Here is a 16,953-nt window from a genome sequence, read left to right as displayed (position 1 = left end):
AGCATCCGTAGAGTGTTGTTCACATTTGTTCATTGTCAATCTTTGAACTGTTCAATTGTTCAGTCGCGGTTGTTCATTTCTGTTCAGCAACGAACGCGGTTTTCCCTTCTTTTTCGTGTTTTTCAAGCCAGATCAATTGCTTGGAATTTCTGGCACGAATGTCGCTGTAGTGCTCCGGTCGCTTGACTCCAATAATAAAAAGGCCGAGCCATGTCACTAATCCTGGAGCACGTCAGCCGTACCGTCGAGGGTCAGACCTGGATCGACGATGCGTGCCTTAACTTCGAACCCGGATCGTTCAATGTTTTGCTCGGTCGCACGCTGTCGGGTAAAACCAGCCTCATGCGCCTGATGGCTGGTCTGGACAAGCCCGACAGCGGCCGCATCCTGATGAACGGCGTCGACGTCACCCAGCGCCCGGTGCGTCTGCGCAATGTGTCGATGGTTTATCAGCAGTTCATCAATTACCCGACCATGACGGTGTTCGAGAACATCGCCTCGCCGCTGCGTCAGTCCGGCGTTTCCAGTGAGCTGATCCAGAGCAAAGTGCTGGAAACCGCGAAGATGCTGCGCATCGAGAAATTCCTCCAGCGTTATCCTTTGGAACTCTCCGGCGGCCAGCAACAGCGCACGGCGATGGCCCGGGCGCTGGTCAAGGACGCCGAGCTGATTCTGTTCGACGAGCCGCTGGTCAACCTCGACTACAAGCTGCGCGAAGAGCTGCGTCAGGAAATGCGCGAGCTGTTCAAGGCCCGGCACACCATCGCGATTTACGCCACCACAGAACCCAACGAAGCCCTGGCGCTGGGCGGCACCACCACGATTCTTCACGAAGGTCGGGTGATTCAGAGCGGCAAGTCCTCCGAGGTTTATCACCAGCCGCAAACCGTGCTGGCGGCGGAATTGTTCTCCGAACCGCCGATCAACCTGATGCCGGGGCGTATCGCCGGCAACGAAGTCAGTTTCGCCAATTTTGTGCACTTCCCGTTGAACGTCGATCTGCGACCGGTGGGCGAGGGCGAGTTCCGTTTCGGCGTGCGCCCCAGCCACATTTCCCTAGTGCCGAGCAACGACGATGACCTGGAGCTGGCGGTGACCGTCGAGGTGGCCGAGATCAGCGGTTCGGAAACCTTCCTGCACGTGCGCAATGAGTATTTCCTGCTGGTGCTGCACTTGCCGGGTGTTCACGAATACGACGTCGATGCGCCGATTCGCATCTATATCCCGACCCATAAACTGTTTGTGTTCGATATGCAGGGGCAGCTGGTTCAGGCGCCTGGTCGCCGTATTGCGAGGGTTGCCTGATGGCCGAAATCCGTTTGCAGAACCTTGCCCACAGCTACACCCCAACGCCGACCGGCCCTGAGGATTACGCGATCCGCGAGATGGACCATGTCTGGGAGCAGGGCGGTGCTTATGCGCTGCTCGGGCCTTCGGGGTGCGGCAAGTCAACCTTGCTCAACATCATTTCCGGTTTGCTCAGTCCGTCCCAGGGCCAGGTGCTGTTCGACAGTAAAGTGGTCAACGAACTGACCCCGGAAAAGCGCAACATCGCCCAGGTTTTCCAGTTCCCGGTGGTCTACGACACCATGACGGTGTTCGATAACCTGGCCTTTCCATTGCGCAATCAGGGCATGGACGAGGCGAAAATTCACACCAAAGTGCACGAAATCGCTGAAGTCCTCGACCTCCAGGCATTGCTGTCCAAGAAGGCGCGCAACCTCACCGCCGATGAAAAACAGAAAGTCTCCATGGGCCGTGGGCTGGTGCGCGATGACGTGTCGGCGATCCTCTTCGATGAACCGCTGACGGTGATCGACCCGCACCTGAAGTGGAAGCTGCGACGCAAGCTCAAGCAGATCCACGAGCAGTTCAACATCACCATGGTCTACGTCACCCACGATCAGCTCGAAGCTTCGACTTTCGCTGACAAGATCGCGGTGATGTATGGCGGCCAAATCGTGCAGTTCGGTACGCCACGGGAATTGTTTGAGCGGCCGAGCCATACCTTTGTCGGCTATTTCATCGGCAGCCCGGGGATGAACCTGATCGAGGTCCAGCCACAAGCCGGCGGTGTCGGTTTTGCCGGGACCCACTTGCCGTTGTCCGACGCGATGCAGAAACGAATCGCCGAATCCGAATGGACAACCCTGAAGGTCGGCATTCGTCCGGAGTTCGTCCATGTGTGGGACGAGCCCTTCGATGACGCGATGCAGGCACAGGTCGTACACGTCGAAGACCTGGGTACCTACAAGATCATGACCCTGAACCTCGACGGCGCGCCGCTGAAAGTACGCCTGGCCGAAGACAAACCGGTGCCCGAAGGCACGGCGTACATCAGTTTTCCGGCGCAATGGCTGATGGTCTATGCCGATGATTACCTGCTGGAGGTGCTGCCATGAACAAGGTGCAGAACAACAAAGCCTGGTGGCTGGTGTTGCCGGTGTTCCTGCTGGTGGCATTCAGTGCGGTGATCCCGATGATGACCGTGGTCAACTACTCGGTGCAGGACATCTTCGACCAGTCGAGCCGCTACTTCGTCGGTGCCGACTGGTACAGGCAGGTGCTGCTCGACCCACGGTTGCATGACTCGCTGCTGCGCCAGTTCATCTACTCCGGCTGCGTGTTGCTGATCGAAATCCCGTTGGGCATCGCCATCGCCCTGACCATGCCGATCAAGGGCCGCTGGTCGTCGCTGGTGCTGATTATTCTGGCGATTCCGCTGCTGATTCCGTGGAACGTAGTCGGCACCATCTGGCAGATTTTCGGCCGGGCCGACATCGGGTTGCTTGGTTCGAGCCTCAATGCCATGGGCATCAACTACAACTATGCGTCCAACACCATGGACGCCTGGGTCACGGTGTTGGTGATGGACGTGTGGCACTGGACGTCGCTGGTGGCGCTGTTGTGTTTCTCCGGCTTGCGGGCGATTCCGGACGTGTATTACCAGGCGGCGCGGATTGATCGGGCTTCGGCCTGGGCGGTTTTCCGACACATCCAGTTGCCCAAGCTCAAGAGTGTGCTGCTGATCGCGGTGATGCTGCGGTTCATGGACAGTTTCATGATCTATACCGAACCGTTCGTACTGACCGGTGGCGGTCCGGGCAATGCCACGACCTTCTTGAGTCAGACGCTGACCCAAATGGCGATCGGGCAATTCGACCTCGGCCCGGCGGCGGCTTTCTCGCTGGTGTACTTCCTGATCATCCTGTTGGTGTCGTGGCTGTTCTACACCGCCATGACTCACTCTGACGCCAATCGGTGAGGCCCGCCATGAGCAAGAGAAAGCTTATTCCACTGCTGATCTACATCCTGTTCCTGCTGGTGCCGATCTACTGGCTGCTGAACATGTCCTTCAAGAGCAACACTGAAATCCTCGGCGGTCTGACCCTATTTCCGCAGGATTTCACCTTCGCCAACTACAAAGTGATCTTCACCGATCCGAGCTGGTACACCGGTTACCTCAACTCGCTGTACTACGTGAGCCTGAATACGGTGATTTCTCTGAGTGTGGCGCTGCCGGCGGCGTATGCGTTTTCGCGCTATCGTTTTCTTGGCGATAAGCACCTGTTCTTCTGGCTGCTGACCAACCGCATGGCGCCACCGGCGGTGTTTCTGCTGCCGTTCTTTCAGCTGTATTCCTCGATCGGGTTGTTCGATACCCATATCGCGGTGGCGTTGGCTCACTGTCTGTTTAACGTGCCGTTGGCGGTGTGGATTCTTGAAGGCTTCATGTCCGGCGTTCCCAAGGAAATTGACGAAACCGCCTACATCGACGGCTACAGTTTCCCCAAGTTCTTCGTGAAGATCTTCGTCCCGCTGATTGGCTCCGGGATCGGCGTCACGGCGTTTTTCTGCTTCATGTTTTCCTGGGTCGAGCTGTTGCTGGCGCGAACCCTGACCTCGGTGAACGCCAAACCCATCGCGGCGGTGATGACCCGCACGGTCTCGGCGTCCGGCATCGACTGGGGTGTGCTGGCGGCGGCGGGGGTGTTGACCATCCTGCCGGGCATGCTGGTGATCTGGTTTGTTCGCAACCACGTGGCCAAAGGCTTTGCCCTGGGTCGGGTATGAGGAACTGATGATGGAATGGATGAGTTGGACCGGCCCCACGGCGGCATTCTTTAGCGTCATTGCCTTGATCCTGGCGGGTATGACGACCTGGGAGTTGCGTTCGCCGAGTGTCCCTCGGCGTGGTTTTTTGCCGATTGCTACTACTCGTGGTGATCGGCTGTTTATCGGTCTTCTCGGCAGCGCCTACCTGCATTTGCTGGTAATCGGCGTCACCGACTGGAGCATCTGGGTAGCGTTCGCGTTGTCCCTGGTGTGGCTGTTGGCTGTGATGCGTTGGGGCTAGTCGAATCGCTCGGCAATGTTGCTCCGAAACCTAAACAGGAGGTCTCTATGTTCGACAAAAACAATAAGCTGCGACATAGCGTTTCATTGGCAGCCATGCTGGCACTCAGCGGGTTGAGCGCTGCGGCCTGGGCCGATGCCTATGAAGACGCCGCCAAGAAATGGATTGGCAGCGAGTTCAAACCGTCCACCCTGACCGAAGCCCAGCAGCTCGAAGAGCTGAAGTGGTTTATCAAAGCATCCGAGCCGTTTCGCGGGATGAACATCAAGGTGGTTTCGGAAACCATTGCCACCCACGAATATGAATCCAAGGTGCTGGCCAAGGCTTTCACCGAGATCACTGGGATCAAGCTGACCCACGACTTGCTGCAGGAAGGCGACGTGGTGGAAAAGCTGCAGACCCAGATGCAATCGGACAAGAACATCTATGATGGCTGGGTCAACGACTCGGACCTGATCGGTACGCATTTTCGCTACGGCAAGACCGAATCGATCACCGATCTGATGGCCAACGAAGGCAAGGCCTACACCTCGCCGACGCTGGACATCAAAGACTTCATCGGCATCTCGTTCACCACAGCGCCAGACGGCAAAGTCTATCAACTGCCCGACCAGCAGTTCGCCAACCTCTACTGGTTCCGCGCCGACTGGTTCGAGCGGGCGGATTTGAAAGCAAAATTCAAAGAGAAGTACGGCTACGAGTTGGGTGTGCCGGTGAACTGGTCGGCCTATGAAGACATCGCCAAGTTCTTCAGCGAAGACGTCAAGGAAATCGACGGCAAGCGTATCTACGGGCACATGGACTACGGCAAGAAAGACCCATCCCTCGGCTGGCGCTTTACCGACGCCTGGTTCTCCATGGCCGGCGCTGGCGACAAGGGCATTCCCAATGGCTTGCCGGTGGACGAATGGGGCATCCGTGTCGAAGACTGCCATCCGGTTGGTTCCAGCGTAACCCGCGGTGGCGATACCAACGGCCCGGCGGCGGTGTATGCGACCACCAAATACGTCGACTGGATGAAAAAATACGCGCCACCGGAAGCGGCGGGCATGACCTTCTCCGAATCCGGGCCGGTGCCGTCTCAGGGCAACATCGCCCAGCAGATCTTCTGGTACACCGCGTTCACCGCCGACATGACCAAACCGGGCCTGCCGGTAATGAACGCCGACGGCACGCCGAAATGGCGCATGGCACCCTCGCCGAAAGGTCCGTACTGGGAGGAGGGCATGAAGCTCGGTTATCAGGACGCCGGTTCCTGGACCTTCCTCAAGTCCACGCCTGAAAAGCAAAAACTCGCGGCCTGGCTGTACGCTCAGTTCGTGACGTCGAAAACCGTATCCCTGAAGAAAACCATTGTCGGCCTGACCCCGATCCGCGAATCGGATATCAACTCGCAAGCCATGACCGACCTGGCACCGAAGCTCGGTGGTCTGGTGGAGTTCTATCGCAGCCCGGCCCGCGTGCAATGGACCCCGACCGGGACCAACGTGCCGGACTATCCTCGTTTGGCGCAACTGTGGTGGAGCCACATCGCGGAAGCGGCCAGTGGCGAGAAAACGCCACAACAGGCACTGGACGGTCTGGCCAAGGATCAGGATGCGATCATGACCCGCCTGGAACGCTCCAAGGTACAACCGACCTGCGGGCCGAAAATGAATCCTGAGCGGGATGCGCAGTACTGGTTCGATCAGCCGGGTGCGCCGAAAGCGAAACTGGCGAACGAGAAGCCTAAAGGCGAAACCGTGAGCTATGCCGAACTGCTGAAATCGTGGGAGGCGGCGCGTAAGTAATCGTCTGTAATGTGAAACGCCAACGGCACCGTAAGGTGCCGTTTTGCTTTGTGCCTGATGGGCCGCCTTCGCGAGCAAGCCCGCTCCCACAGTTAATCGTAGGAGTGCCCCCAATGGTGTGTTCACTGGAGATCCGCTGTGGGAGCGGGCTTGCTCGCGAAGGCGTCATTGAAAACGCCGCAAACACTTCAGGTCAGCGCCGCCAGTTGTTGAACCGTCTCCGGAAAGCGCTCAACCAACCGGATCAGCGTTGTCGCCTGAGCATTAGGTTTCGCCCGTCCTTGCTCCCAGTTCTCCAGCGTCCGGGTGTTGGTGCGCAAGTACATCGCAAACACCGGCCGGGAGAGATTCAGTTGCTGGCGGATGCCAACCACTTCCTCTGCCGTAATCGGAGCCAGTTTGGCCAGTTTTACTTTGTGCGTGCGTAGAGTGACTTTACCTTGGCGCTCATCGGCCAAGGCTTCAAACCCCTCTACCAGCTCGGAAAAAATGTCACGTTTCATCGCTCGTTCTCGCTTTGATTTCTCGATAAAGCATTTCTTTAAGCAGTTTTTTCTGTTGTGGCGTCAGATCGTCCTGCTCGTTCTTGCCATACAAGGTAAAGAGCCAGAATTGGTCGAAACCGGACCACCAGTAATAAATCACCCTCAGCCCACCGCGCTTGCCCTTGTTTCGCCGCTCATCCACCACTCGAATTTTGCGCAGACCTCCGGTGCCTTCGACGACATCTCCCGCTTCCGGGTTTTGCAGCAGCTCCTGTTGGAATCGGTGAAACAGATCATCATCCAGGTAGTCACTTCGATGCTTTTGAAATACGGGTAATTCGATAAAAAGAGCGTCCATGTTCTGTACGTTACCTGCGTATATTTCTATCACAAGAATCGAATAGGTCAAGGCTTCTGTTCCTGCCCAATTCGGTCAAGTCATTACGTTAAAGTCGACGGCAGGATCGGGATGTAGGACGCGGCTGATTCACCCGCGAGGCGATTCTGGATATCGGGGAGGAGAGGGGAAGAAGCGGGCCAGCTTTATGATCCGAAACTTGCGCTTGCTCGGTGAGGTTCAAGACGGTATCTACATTGCATTTTCGTTTTTGGGGAAAGCGAGTCTGAAGACGGTCATCGCACCGGGCAGGCTTTCAACTTCGGCAACCCCCTGATGCAAGCTCATGATCGAACGCACGATGGCCAGGCCCAGTCCGGTGCTGCCTTGTGAGCGGGAGCGGCTGCTATCGACCCGGTAAAAACGGTCGAATAGATGCGGCAGATGCTGCGCTTCGATGCCCGCGCCAGGGTTGCTGACCAATAGTGAAACCTGTGTCGCGCCTTGTTCAATCTGCAACGCAACCGTTTGCCCGGCCGGGCAGTGGCGCAGGGCGTTAGACAGCAGGTTCGAGATCGCGCGTTGAATCATCAACCGGTCGCCCAGCACCCGAGCGCTGCCGACCACACTCAAATGAATCTGCTTGTCCTGCGCAGACAGGGAAAACAGGTCGGCGACTTTCAAGGCTTCCTCATGCAGTGCGACTGACTCGAATGGCGCAAGCGCCGCCGGGTGGCTGATCTGCGCCAGAAACAGCATGTCCGAGACAATTCGCGCGACCCGCTCCAGCTCCTCGGTGCAGGAAACCAATACGTTCTTGTACTCCTCAGTCGTGCGTTCCCGGGACAGCGTCACCTGTGCCTTGCCCATCAAATTGTTGATCGGCGAGCGCAGTTCATGGGCCAGATCATCGGAGAACTGCGACAATTGCTGCACGCCGCTGTCGAGGCGGTGCAGCATGAAATTGATGCCTTGCGCCAGTTCGCTGAGTTCCTGTGGCATGTTCACCACCGAGAGTCGATGGTCGAGGTCCTGTGTCGAAACCATCGCCGCCACTTTTCGAAACTCGCGCAGCGGCGTCAGCCCCCGCTGTACGGCGGCCCAGGCACTGAGGCCGATGAAGATCAGCAGCAACGGCAAAGCAATCAGCGTCGAGCGCAGATAGGCGCTGAGCAAGGCCTGATTGTGGGCATCGTCCATCGACAGCAGCACCGGGACGCGGGTGCCGTCCTTGATGCGGATCAACCGAGAGGCGGTCAGGTAGCGCTTGTCTTGATCATCGGTGCTGCCGGAGAACGTCAGTTGTTCGATGGCGACCAGCGCTGCCTTGCGTTCAAGACGCGGGTCGGCCATGCCGGAGCCGGATTTCAACAGCGGTGTGCGCAAGTTGGCGCGGTCATAAATCGTCAGGGTGAGGTTGTCATGGCCCATGACCTGATCGAGCAGAATGTGCGGCGCCGAACGAATTTCAGCGGAATCGGCGTACAGAGACAGGCTGTGTTCCACCTGCTCCATCTTCTGGGCCAAGCTGTTTCTGGATAACGCGTTCAACTCATGGGTTAGGGCGAAATAGGCCAGGATCGCCAGAAACACCACCAGTAGCGCACCGAGAATACTCACCGTCAGGCCGAGGCGCATCGACAGGCTGGCTGGCTTCATTCCCGCGCTTCCAGCACATAACCGACACCGCGCAGGGTATGAATCAACTTGTTGTCGAACGGGTCGTCAATTTTCGCCCGCAAACGCCGGATCGACACTTCGACCACGTTGGTGTCGCAGTCGAAATTCATGTCCCACACCAGCGAAATGATCTGGGTGCGTGTGAGCACTTCCCCGGACTGGCGCATCAGCAGATGCAGCAGGGCGAATTCCTTGGTGGTCAGGTCGATGCGCTGCTCGCCGCGAAAGGCGCGGTGGCGCCCCGGATCGAGTTCCAGGTCGGCGACTTTGAGCACCTGCGGCACCGGGATGTTTTCGCTGCGCCGCATCAGCGTGCGCACCCGCGCCAACAATTCGGGGAACTCGAACGGTTTGACCAGATAATCGTCGGCGCCCAGATCCAGACCACGAATCTTGTCGGCCAGACGCCCGCGTGCGGTGAGCATCATCACCCGGGTGGAGTGGGTGCGACGCAATTGTTCCAGGACTCCCCAGCCATCGAGTTCCGGCAGATTCACATCCAGAATCACCAGGTCATACGCCTGCTGTTGCGCCAGATGCAGTCCATCGGCGCCGGTGGCCGCGTGGTCAACGATATAACCACTTTCCGTCAGTCCCTGATGCAAGTATTCGGCAGCTTTAAGCTCGTCCTCGATGACAAGGATTCGCATGATCTATCACCACTTTTATTCAATGGATATTTAATTAAGGTGGCCGGAAAAGTTGTTGTTCTTGTATGGAGTTCCGGGCGGGGTTTAATGACGACTAGAGGTTGTGAGTTCCTGATTTCCTACAGAGATTTCCCTGTGTGATGGCGTGCAAGGTAAAGGCTGTAGTGGCTACAGAGTCAACTGAAATGCTGGGTCTTGAGCCCTGAGAATGGGATCTGCGACAGCCTGTCGCAGCAGGCAAGCCTGAGTTCCGAAGCGCCACATTCAGGCAAGTGCTGTTTGGCAGATAACTACCGTGTATTTGTTTCTATATATTGCTATGTCACCTTTCGCACTTCGCATCCTAGACTAAAACAACTTCCACAAACCGTGGATAACGGATTTGTAATGTTCCAGTCACCTTGCCGATAAGTTCAAAACCCTACCGTGGCGGCATCAAAGATTCTTGAATATAGGAAGTCTTCCATTGCCCGGTTTAAAAGAACTGACGGCGCGATCACGCCTGAAAAAAACAGCGAGGACAGTGACGGCCAGCGTTGTGTTGTTGGCCGGCACGGGTCTTGTGCATGCATCGACCCTGACCCTCGATCAAGCCCTGCAAACGGCATTCGCCGGTAACCCGGATCTGGCGGCTGCGCAGTGGGAAATCGGCATTGCCGAGGGTGAGCGCAAACAGGCCGGTCTGATCCCCAACCCCGAAGTGTCGTGGGAGGCCGAAGACACCCGTCGCGATTCGCGAACCACCACGGTAATGCTCAGCCAACCGATCGAACTGGGCGGCAAACGTGGCGCACGGATCGACGTCGCCAGCCGCGCGCAGGACGCCGCCGGGATCGAATGGGAGCGCAAGCGCAATACCTTGCGCGCCGATGTGATTCAGGCGTTCAACAGCGCGCAGACCGCGCAGCAACGCTTGCAGTTGTCCCGTCAGTCGCTGGAACTGGCTGAGCACGGTTTGCGAGTGGCGCAAGGGCGTATCGAAGCGGGCAAATCATCGCCAGTCGAAGGCACCCGTGCGCAAGTGCAACTCTCCGAAGTGCGCCTGGAACTGAGCCGCGCCGAACGCGATCAGGCCAACGCCTATCAGCAATTGGCGCAGGTCATGGGCGCACCGTTGCCAACCTCGACCACCGTGCAAGCGGCCACGCAAAGCATGCCTACCGTGCCACCGCCGACCCGATTGCTTGAGCGCCTGAACGAGACCTCCGACCTGCGTCTGGCCAAATTGCAGATCGATCAGCGCGAAGCCTCATTGGGCCTGGAAAAGTCGCAACGCATTCCCGACCTGACCGTGAGCATTGGCAGCCAATACAGTGAAACCGAGCGCGAGAGGGTCAACGTGGTCGGGCTGTCGATGCCGATTCCGCTGTTCAACCGCAATCAGGGCAACGTGCTGGCGGCTGCCCGGCGTAGCGATCAGGCGCGGGATCTGCGCAACGCCACCGAGCTGCGTTTGCGCACGGATATCCAGACCGCCCTTGAGCAATGGCAGACCGCCAACGGCGAAGTCGAAGCGTTCAACCAAACCATCCTGCCCGCCGCGCAAAGTGCGGTCGACAGCGCCGCGCGCGGCTTCGAAATGGGCAAGTTCGGATTCCTCGACGTGCTCGACGCCCAACGCACTCTGATCAGCGCGCGCAGCCAATACATCCAGGCCGTCAGCGAGGCGACGGATGCGCGAGTACGCATCGAACGCATCTTCGGCGACCTCTCCGTCAGCCCTTGAATTTCATCTTTCAGATTACTGCGCGATGGCATGGCGCAGAGGAGTTTCCATGGAAAAAAAACTGATCGTGGTTGCTGCGGCGACGCTGGCGCTGGGCATTGGTATTGGCTCGATGTGGCCGGGCAATACGTCCATCGACGCTCACGCCGATGAAGCGGCGGAACACGCCGATCACGCTGAAGAAGGCGCGGCAGCCGACGGTGAACATACAGAAGAAGGGCGCCTGGAGTTGAGCACCGAACAGATCACGGCGGCGGGCATTCAACTTGCCGAAGCTCGGGCGCAGAACATCAGCCTCGGCTTGCCGTTCCCCGGCGAAGTGCGCTTTGACGAAGACCGCACCGCGCACGTGGTGCCTCGGGTGCCCGGTGTGGTCGAGTCGGTGTCGGTCAATCTCGGGCAGTCGGTGAAGAAGGGCCAGTTGCTGGCGGTGATCGCCAGTCAGCAGATCTCCGATCAGCGCAGCGAACAGGCTGCCGCACAGCGTCGCCTGACCTTGGCGCGCACCACCTACGAACGCGAGAAAAAACTGTGGCAGGACAAGATCTCCGCCGAGCAGGATTTCCTTCAGGCACGTCAAGCATTGGAAGAAGCCGAAATTTCCCTGACCAATGCCCGGCAGAAAATCAGCGTGCTCAGTGGCAGCGTGGTCGCCACCGGCGGCAATCGCTACGAACTGCGCGCGCCGTTCGACGGCGTGGTGGTGGAGAAACACCTGACACCGGGAGAGGTGGTCGATGAATCCTCGGCGGCTTTTACGCTCTCCGACCTGTCGCGGGTGTGGGTGACGTTCGGCGTTTCGCCCAAGGATCTGAACAAGGTGCAAGTGGGCAAACCGGTCACCGTCAGCGCCCCGGAACTCAATGCCGAAGTCGCTGGCACCGTGGCCTACGTCGGCAGTTTGCTGGGTGAACAGACCCGCACTGCAACGGTTCGCGTGACCCTGGAAAATCCGCAAGGCTCGTGGCGTCCCGGCCTGTTCGTCACCGCGCTGGTTGCTACCGACAGTCGCCAGGCCAAGGTCGCTGTACCTGAAACCGCGATCCAGACCGTCGAGGACAAGCCCACGGTGTTCGTGCGCACCGACGACGGCTTCAAGGCGCAACCGGTGGAACTGGGCAGTCGCGCGGCCGGTTTGGTGGAAGTCACCCAAGGGCTGGAATCCGGCGTGCAAGTCGCAAGCGCCGGCAGCTTCGTCCTCAAATCGGAACTGGGCAAAGCCTCGGCCGAGCACTCTCACTGAAGACTCCCACCGATCCGCCCCCTCGACGAGAAGGTTCTCATGTTCGAACGCCTGATCCAGTTTGCCATCGAGCAGCGCATCATCGTGCTGCTCGCCGTTTTCCTCATGGCCGGCCTCGGCATCGCCAGTTATCAAAAGCTGCCGATCGACGCCGTGCCGGACATCACCAACGTCCAGGTGCAAATCAACACCGGCGCGGCCGGGTTCTCACCGCTGGAAACCGAGCAGCGCATCACCTTCCCGATTGAAACCGCCATGGCCGGTTTGCCGGCGCTGGAGCAGACCCGTTCGCTGTCGCGTTCGGGGCTGTCGCAGGTCACGGTGATCTTCAAGGACGGCACCGATCTGTTCTTCGCCCGGCAATTGGTCAACGAGCGTTTGCAGATCGCCAAGGAGCAATTGCCCGAGGGCGCGGAAGCGGTGATGGGGCCGATTTCCACCGGGCTTGGCGAGATTTTCCTGTGGACGGTGGAGGCACAGGACGGTGCGCTCAAGGACGACGGCACGGCCTACACGCCGACCGACCTGCGGGTGATTCAAGACTGGATCATCAAGCCGCAATTGCGCAACGTGCCCGGTGTGGCCGAGATCAACACCATCGGCGGATTCGCCAAGGAATACCAGATTGCCCCCGACCCGAAACGGCTGGCGGCGTACAAACTGACCCTCACCGATCTGGTCACGGCGCTGGAACGCAACAACGCCAACGTCGGTGCCGGTTACATCGAGCGCAGTGGCGAGCAGTTGCTGATTCGTGCGCCCGGCCAAGTGGCGAGTACCGAGGACATCGCCAACATCGTCATGGCCAATGTCGACGGCACGCCGATCCGGATCAAGAACGTCGCAACCGTGGACATCGGCCGCGAACTGCGCACCGGTGCCGCCACCGAAAACGGTCGCGAAGTGGTGCTCGGCACGGTGTTCATGCTGATCGGCGAAAACAGCCGAACGGTCTCCCAGGCAGTGGCCAGCAAACTTGAGCAGATCAACCGTTCCCTGCCCAAAGGTGTGATCGCGGTTCCGGTGTACGACCGCACACACCTGGTGGACAAGGCTATCGCCACGGTGAAAAAGAACCTGGCGGAAGGCGCGATTCTGGTCATCGCGATTCTGTTCCTGTTTCTGGGCAACATCCGCGCGGCGTTGATCACCGCCATGGTGATTCCGCTGTCGATGCTGTTCACCTTCACCGGCATGTTCACCAACAAAGTCAGCGCCAACCTGATGAGCCTCGGCGCGCTCGACTTCGGGATCATCGTCGACGGCGCGGTGGTGATCGTCGAAAACACCCTGCGGCGGTTGGCTCATGCGCAGCGGCATCACGGGCGTTTACTGACCCGCTCCGAGCGTTTTCACGAAGTGTTTGCAGCAGCCAAAGAGGCGCGCCGACCGCTGATTTTCGGCCAGTTGATCATCATGGTCGTGTACCTGCCGATCTTCGCCCTGAGCGGTGTCGAAGGGAAAATGTTCCACCCGATGGCCTTCACCGTGGTCATCGCGCTGCTCGGTGCGATGCTCTTGTCCGTGACCTTCGTCCCGGCGGCCATTGCGCTGTTTGTCACCGGTAAAGTCAAAGAAGAGGAAGGCGTGGTCATGCGCGGTGCGCGGCAGGTGTATGCACCGGCGCTGGCCTGGGTGATGAGCCATCGAGCAGTGGCGGTGGGCGCAGCGTTGGGCGTGATCGTGCTGAGTGGTGTGCTGACCAGCCGCATGGGCAGTGAGTTCGTGCCGAGCCTCAGCGAAGGCGATTTCGCCCTGCAAGCCTTGCGCGTGCCAGGCACTAGTCTGACCCAATCGGTGGACATGCAGCAGCGTCTGGAAACGCTGATTCTCAACAAAGTACCGGAAGTCGAGCGCGTGTTCGCCCGCACCGGCACCGCCGAAATAGCCTCCGACCCGATGCCGCCGAACATTTCCGACAGTTACGTGATGCTCAAGCCGAAAGAGCAGTGGCCAGACCCTGGCAAGTCGCGCGAAACGCTGATGGCTGAACTGCAACAAGCCGCCGCGATGCTGCCGGGCAGCAACTATGAACTGTCGCAGCCGATCCAGTTGCGCTTCAACGAACTGATCTCCGGTGTGCGCAGTGATGTGGCGGTCAAGGTGTTCGGCGATGAGATGGACGTGCTCAACGCCACGGCGGCGAAGATCGCCACCACCCTGCAGAAGGTCAACGGCGCGTCCGAGGTCAAGGTCGAGCAAACCACCGGGTTGCCGGTGCTGACCATCAACATCGACCGCGACAAGGCTGCGCGTTACGGGCTCAACGTGGGTGATGTGCAAGACACCATTGCGGTGGCGGTCGGCGGGCGCAAAGCCGGGACACTGTATGAAGGCGATCGGCGTTTCGACATGGTGGTGCGTTTGTCCGATGCCATGCGCAAGGACATCGAAGGTCTGTCGGTGTTGCTGATTCCGGTGCCGGCACCGCTCAATGGCGCGGCCGATCAGATTGGTTTTATTGCGTTGAAGGAAGTCGCCAGCCTCAATCTGGTTCTCGGGCCGAATCAGGTCAGCCGCGAAAACGGCAAGCGCCTGGTGATCGTCAGCGCCAACGTGCGTGGGCGGGATATTGGCTCCTTCGTTAAAGAGGCCGGTGAGGTGATCGAGCGCGATGTTCAGGTTCCTGCGGGTTACTGGACCAGCTGGGGCGGGCAGTTCGAGCAGTTGCAGTCGGCGGCCAAACGCTTGCAGATTGTGGTGCCGGTGGCTTTGTTGCTGGTGTTCGGGCTGCTATTCATGATGTTCAACAACCTCAAGGACGGTTTGCTGGTATTCACCGGGATTCCGTTTGCGTTGACTGGCGGCGTCATGGCGTTGTGGCTGCGGGACATTCCGCTGTCGATCTCGGCGGGCGTCGGTTTCATTGCGCTGTCGGGGGTGGCGGTGCTTAACGGGTTGGTGATGATTGCGTTTATCCGCAACTTGCGGGAGGAGGGGCGTTCACTCAGTGATGCGATCAACGAAGGCGCGCTGACTCGTCTGCGGCCGGTGTTGATGACGGCGCTGGTGGCGTCCCTGGGCTTCATTCCGATGGCACTGGCGACCGGCACAGGGGCGGAGGTGCAACGTCCGTTGGCGACGGTGGTGATCGGCGGGATCCTATCCTCGACCATTCTCACGCTGTTGATATTGCCTGCGTTGTATCAGCTAGCCCATCGACGGGATGAGGACGTAACTCCCACCCCCTAAGACTGCCCCTCCCACATAACGGATATGTAATCTCCACGCCACCGCCACGAAAGGTTCGGATTGTTACCTTGACCTCGTTAGTTAATTAAACGAGGAATCAAACATGAAACTTGCACAACTGAGTGCGTTTGCGGCGGCGTTGGTGATGTCTTCTGTTGTTTTGGCTGAAGGTGGCGGCGACAGAGCCTTTGAAAAAATGATGGCAGCCAATGACCGCTCGGTGGAAAAGTTTGTTACCAAAGAACAGGCGCGTGATCCTGTCGTTGTGAATGAAAAGAAGGACGACAACACCAAAGACTTGTAAGTGTGTCGCACTTGAACAAGCCCGTCATCGAATGCCGATGGTGGGCTTTTTTTATGAGCTGAAGGTACAGAATATGAAGTTGATCAAGCTGATTGCGTTCGCCGGGGTGATGGCGATATCCCTGAATGTGCTCGCCGAAGGTGGCGGTGACAGGACGTTCGAAAGGATGCTGAGCGCCAACACCCAAGCCATGGAGCAATACGCGGCCAACCAGGGCAAACCGGCACCAGTGGTCAAGGATTATGAATACGGGATGAAGCTGGATGTGGTGAAAGTGGTGAGTGTCGTGCGCCCGCAAGTTGCCTGCGCTGTAGTCCCCACCGCAATGACCTACGAAGACTCGAAGGGCCAACTCAACACCATCAAATACACCGTGGCAGGCGATTGCCGCCGAAATGGTGGGTGAGGGCACACCACCTGCATTGTGTATTTCAATTCGGGATGTTTAACGGCTGTGGCGCAAATACAGAAGCTTCCCACAATGTTTTCAGGTTGTCCGTCGGACGTCCGGTCTCTAGCCTGTGTTCGTCGCTGCTAATTCAGCGACCGGGCCTGGAAACCCGAGGACTTGAGAGAGCAAAAAGTGCCTTTCATAACGTATGCTTGCGCGCCTTCATTGTGTGCACTCTGTTATGGCGGCTGTGCGCGGGAGACATTCGTGTCTGCCGGGTTGCTCTCTCCCGGATTTCCAGCCTGCGTACAGCTGCCACCCATTCGCTTGGAAATCGAATGGGCCAGCTGCAACTATCAAAGAGAGAAAAACATCATGAAAAAGCCAACACCCAACCCTCCCGAAACAGAAGCCGACGCAACGTCCCCCTACACCTCCATCGATTCCAAAAAACTCCACGAAGCTGCCGAACGTGCGCTTGATTACTACCTGAACCCTACCGCCCACGTCATGGCCACGCCCTACACCCCCAACCAGATGTTTTTCGCCAATTCCAAAGCCGACACTGAATCCCTGCTGGCCAATGCCAGCGAGTCATTGTCCTCGGCCACGGTCATGCTCGGTGACTTCGCTGCGCTGCTCGAAGGCACCCATCGCAAGACTTTGCTGGGCATTGCTCAAGTGGTGATGCTAGGGGAGCTGGCGGTAAATCAGGCGTTGGATAACGTCGAGCCGGCTGCCTAGCCCTGTGTGAGCGAGCCTGCTCGCGATAGCGGTGGTTCAGCCAATGAAGATGTT

General features: G+C 58.5%; 16 protein-coding genes. 12 read left to right on the top strand and 4 right to left on the bottom strand.

The annotated features are described in order from the left end of the window. Nucleotides 1–210 precede the first annotated feature (210 nt). The 6 genes from KGB18_RS13830 to KGB18_RS13805 are packed head-to-tail and all read left to right on the top strand — an operon-like array spanning nt 211 to nt 6,147. Nucleotides 211–1,305, top strand: coding sequence for an ABC transporter ATP-binding protein (locus KGB18_RS13830; protein WP_052967036.1), 1,095 nt, complete (start codon nt 211–213; stop codon nt 1,303–1,305). Further along, nucleotides 1,305–2,402, top strand: a complete 1,098-nt coding sequence (locus KGB18_RS13825) for an ABC transporter ATP-binding protein (protein WP_201060932.1) — start codon at nt 1,305–1,307, stop codon at nt 2,400–2,402. The genes KGB18_RS13830 and KGB18_RS13825 overlap by 1 nt, the downstream gene beginning before the upstream one ends. Then, nucleotides 2,399–3,265, top strand: a complete 867-nt coding sequence (locus KGB18_RS13820; protein ID WP_052967034.1) for a carbohydrate ABC transporter permease — start codon at nt 2,399–2,401, stop codon at nt 3,263–3,265. The genes KGB18_RS13825 and KGB18_RS13820 overlap by 4 nt, the downstream gene beginning before the upstream one ends. A gap of 8 nt (nt 3,266–3,273) precedes the next feature. After that, nucleotides 3,274–4,074 (top strand): carbohydrate ABC transporter permease, encoded by an 801-nt coding sequence (locus tag KGB18_RS13815; protein ID WP_007896138.1) that lies wholly within the window; start codon nt 3,274–3,276, stop codon nt 4,072–4,074. A 10-nt stretch (nt 4,075–4,084) separates the two neighbouring features. After that, complete coding sequence (locus KGB18_RS13810; RefSeq protein ID WP_052967033.1) at nt 4,085–4,357, top strand: DUF2160 domain-containing protein; 273 nt, start codon at nt 4,085–4,087, stop codon at nt 4,355–4,357. Between the two features lie 47 nt (nt 4,358–4,404). Then, nucleotides 4,405–6,147 carry an extracellular solute-binding protein gene (locus KGB18_RS13805; RefSeq protein ID WP_123722010.1) on the top strand — a complete coding sequence of 581 codons (1,743 nt, stop codon included), beginning with the start codon at nt 4,405–4,407 and terminating at the stop codon, nt 6,145–6,147. 188 nt (nt 6,148–6,335) lie between these two features. On the opposite strand, the gene KGB18_RS13800 is transcribed toward KGB18_RS13805, so the two are convergent. The 4 genes from KGB18_RS13800 to KGB18_RS13785 form a co-directional block, all read right to left on the bottom strand. Beyond that, complete coding sequence (locus KGB18_RS13800) at nt 6,336–6,650, bottom strand: helix-turn-helix domain-containing protein (protein WP_030130910.1); 315 nt, start codon at nt 6,648–6,650, stop codon at nt 6,336–6,338. Next, the gene (locus KGB18_RS13795) at nt 6,640–6,990 is read right to left on the bottom strand and encodes a toxin (RefSeq protein ID WP_052967031.1); all 351 of its coding nucleotides are present in this window, start codon (nt 6,988–6,990) and stop codon (nt 6,640–6,642) included. The genes KGB18_RS13800 and KGB18_RS13795 overlap by 11 nt, the downstream gene beginning before the upstream one ends. 231 nt (nt 6,991–7,221) lie before the next feature. Continuing rightward, nucleotides 7,222–8,628, bottom strand: coding sequence for a heavy metal sensor histidine kinase (locus KGB18_RS13790; RefSeq protein WP_223570115.1), 1,407 nt, complete (start codon nt 8,626–8,628; stop codon nt 7,222–7,224). Then, complete coding sequence (locus KGB18_RS13785; protein ID WP_223570114.1) at nt 8,625–9,299, bottom strand: heavy metal response regulator transcription factor; 675 nt, start codon at nt 9,297–9,299, stop codon at nt 8,625–8,627. Before KGB18_RS13785 ends, KGB18_RS13790 begins: the two co-directional genes overlap by 4 nt. Nucleotides 9,300–9,765: 466 nt before the next feature. On the opposite strand from KGB18_RS13785, the gene KGB18_RS13780 reads away from it, so the two are divergent. The 6 genes from KGB18_RS13780 to KGB18_RS13755 all read left to right on the top strand — a co-directional run bounded on the left by KGB18_RS13780 (nt 9,766) and on the right by KGB18_RS13755 (nt 16,899). Continuing rightward, complete coding sequence (locus KGB18_RS13780) at nt 9,766–11,025, top strand: TolC family protein (RefSeq protein WP_123722012.1); 1,260 nt, start codon at nt 9,766–9,768, stop codon at nt 11,023–11,025. 49 nt (nt 11,026–11,074) lie between these two features. Beyond that, complete coding sequence (locus KGB18_RS13775) at nt 11,075–12,268, top strand: efflux RND transporter periplasmic adaptor subunit (RefSeq protein WP_223570113.1); 1,194 nt, start codon at nt 11,075–11,077, stop codon at nt 12,266–12,268. Nucleotides 12,269–12,307: 39 nt separating this feature from the next. Continuing rightward, nucleotides 12,308–15,460 carry a CusA/CzcA family heavy metal efflux RND transporter gene (locus KGB18_RS13770; protein WP_223570112.1) on the top strand — a complete coding sequence of 1,051 codons (3,153 nt, stop codon included), beginning with the start codon at nt 12,308–12,310 and terminating at the stop codon, nt 15,458–15,460. Nucleotides 15,461–15,563: 103 nt separating this feature from the next. Beyond that, the gene (locus KGB18_RS13765; RefSeq protein WP_223570111.1) at nt 15,564–15,764 is read left to right on the top strand and encodes a co-regulatory protein PtrA N-terminal domain-containing protein; all 201 of its coding nucleotides are present in this window, start codon (nt 15,564–15,566) and stop codon (nt 15,762–15,764) included. Between the two features lie 73 nt (nt 15,765–15,837). Beyond that, on the top strand, nt 15,838–16,170 hold the full coding sequence (locus tag KGB18_RS13760) for a DUF2790 domain-containing protein (protein ID WP_223570110.1): 333 nt from the start codon (nt 15,838–15,840) through the stop codon (nt 16,168–16,170). Nucleotides 16,171–16,530: 360 nt separating this feature from the next. After that, nucleotides 16,531–16,899 carry a DUF6124 family protein gene (locus tag KGB18_RS13755; RefSeq protein WP_123722016.1) on the top strand — a complete coding sequence of 123 codons (369 nt, stop codon included), beginning with the start codon at nt 16,531–16,533 and terminating at the stop codon, nt 16,897–16,899. The last annotated feature ends 54 nt before the right edge of the window (nt 16,900–16,953 follow it).

The sequence above is a fragment of the Pseudomonas sp. BF-R-26 genome (assembly GCF_019947395.1).
GTDB classification, from domain to species: Bacteria; Pseudomonadota; Gammaproteobacteria; order Pseudomonadales; family Pseudomonadaceae; genus Aquipseudomonas; species Aquipseudomonas farris.
This window is presented reverse-complemented; position numbering and strand designations above follow the sequence as displayed.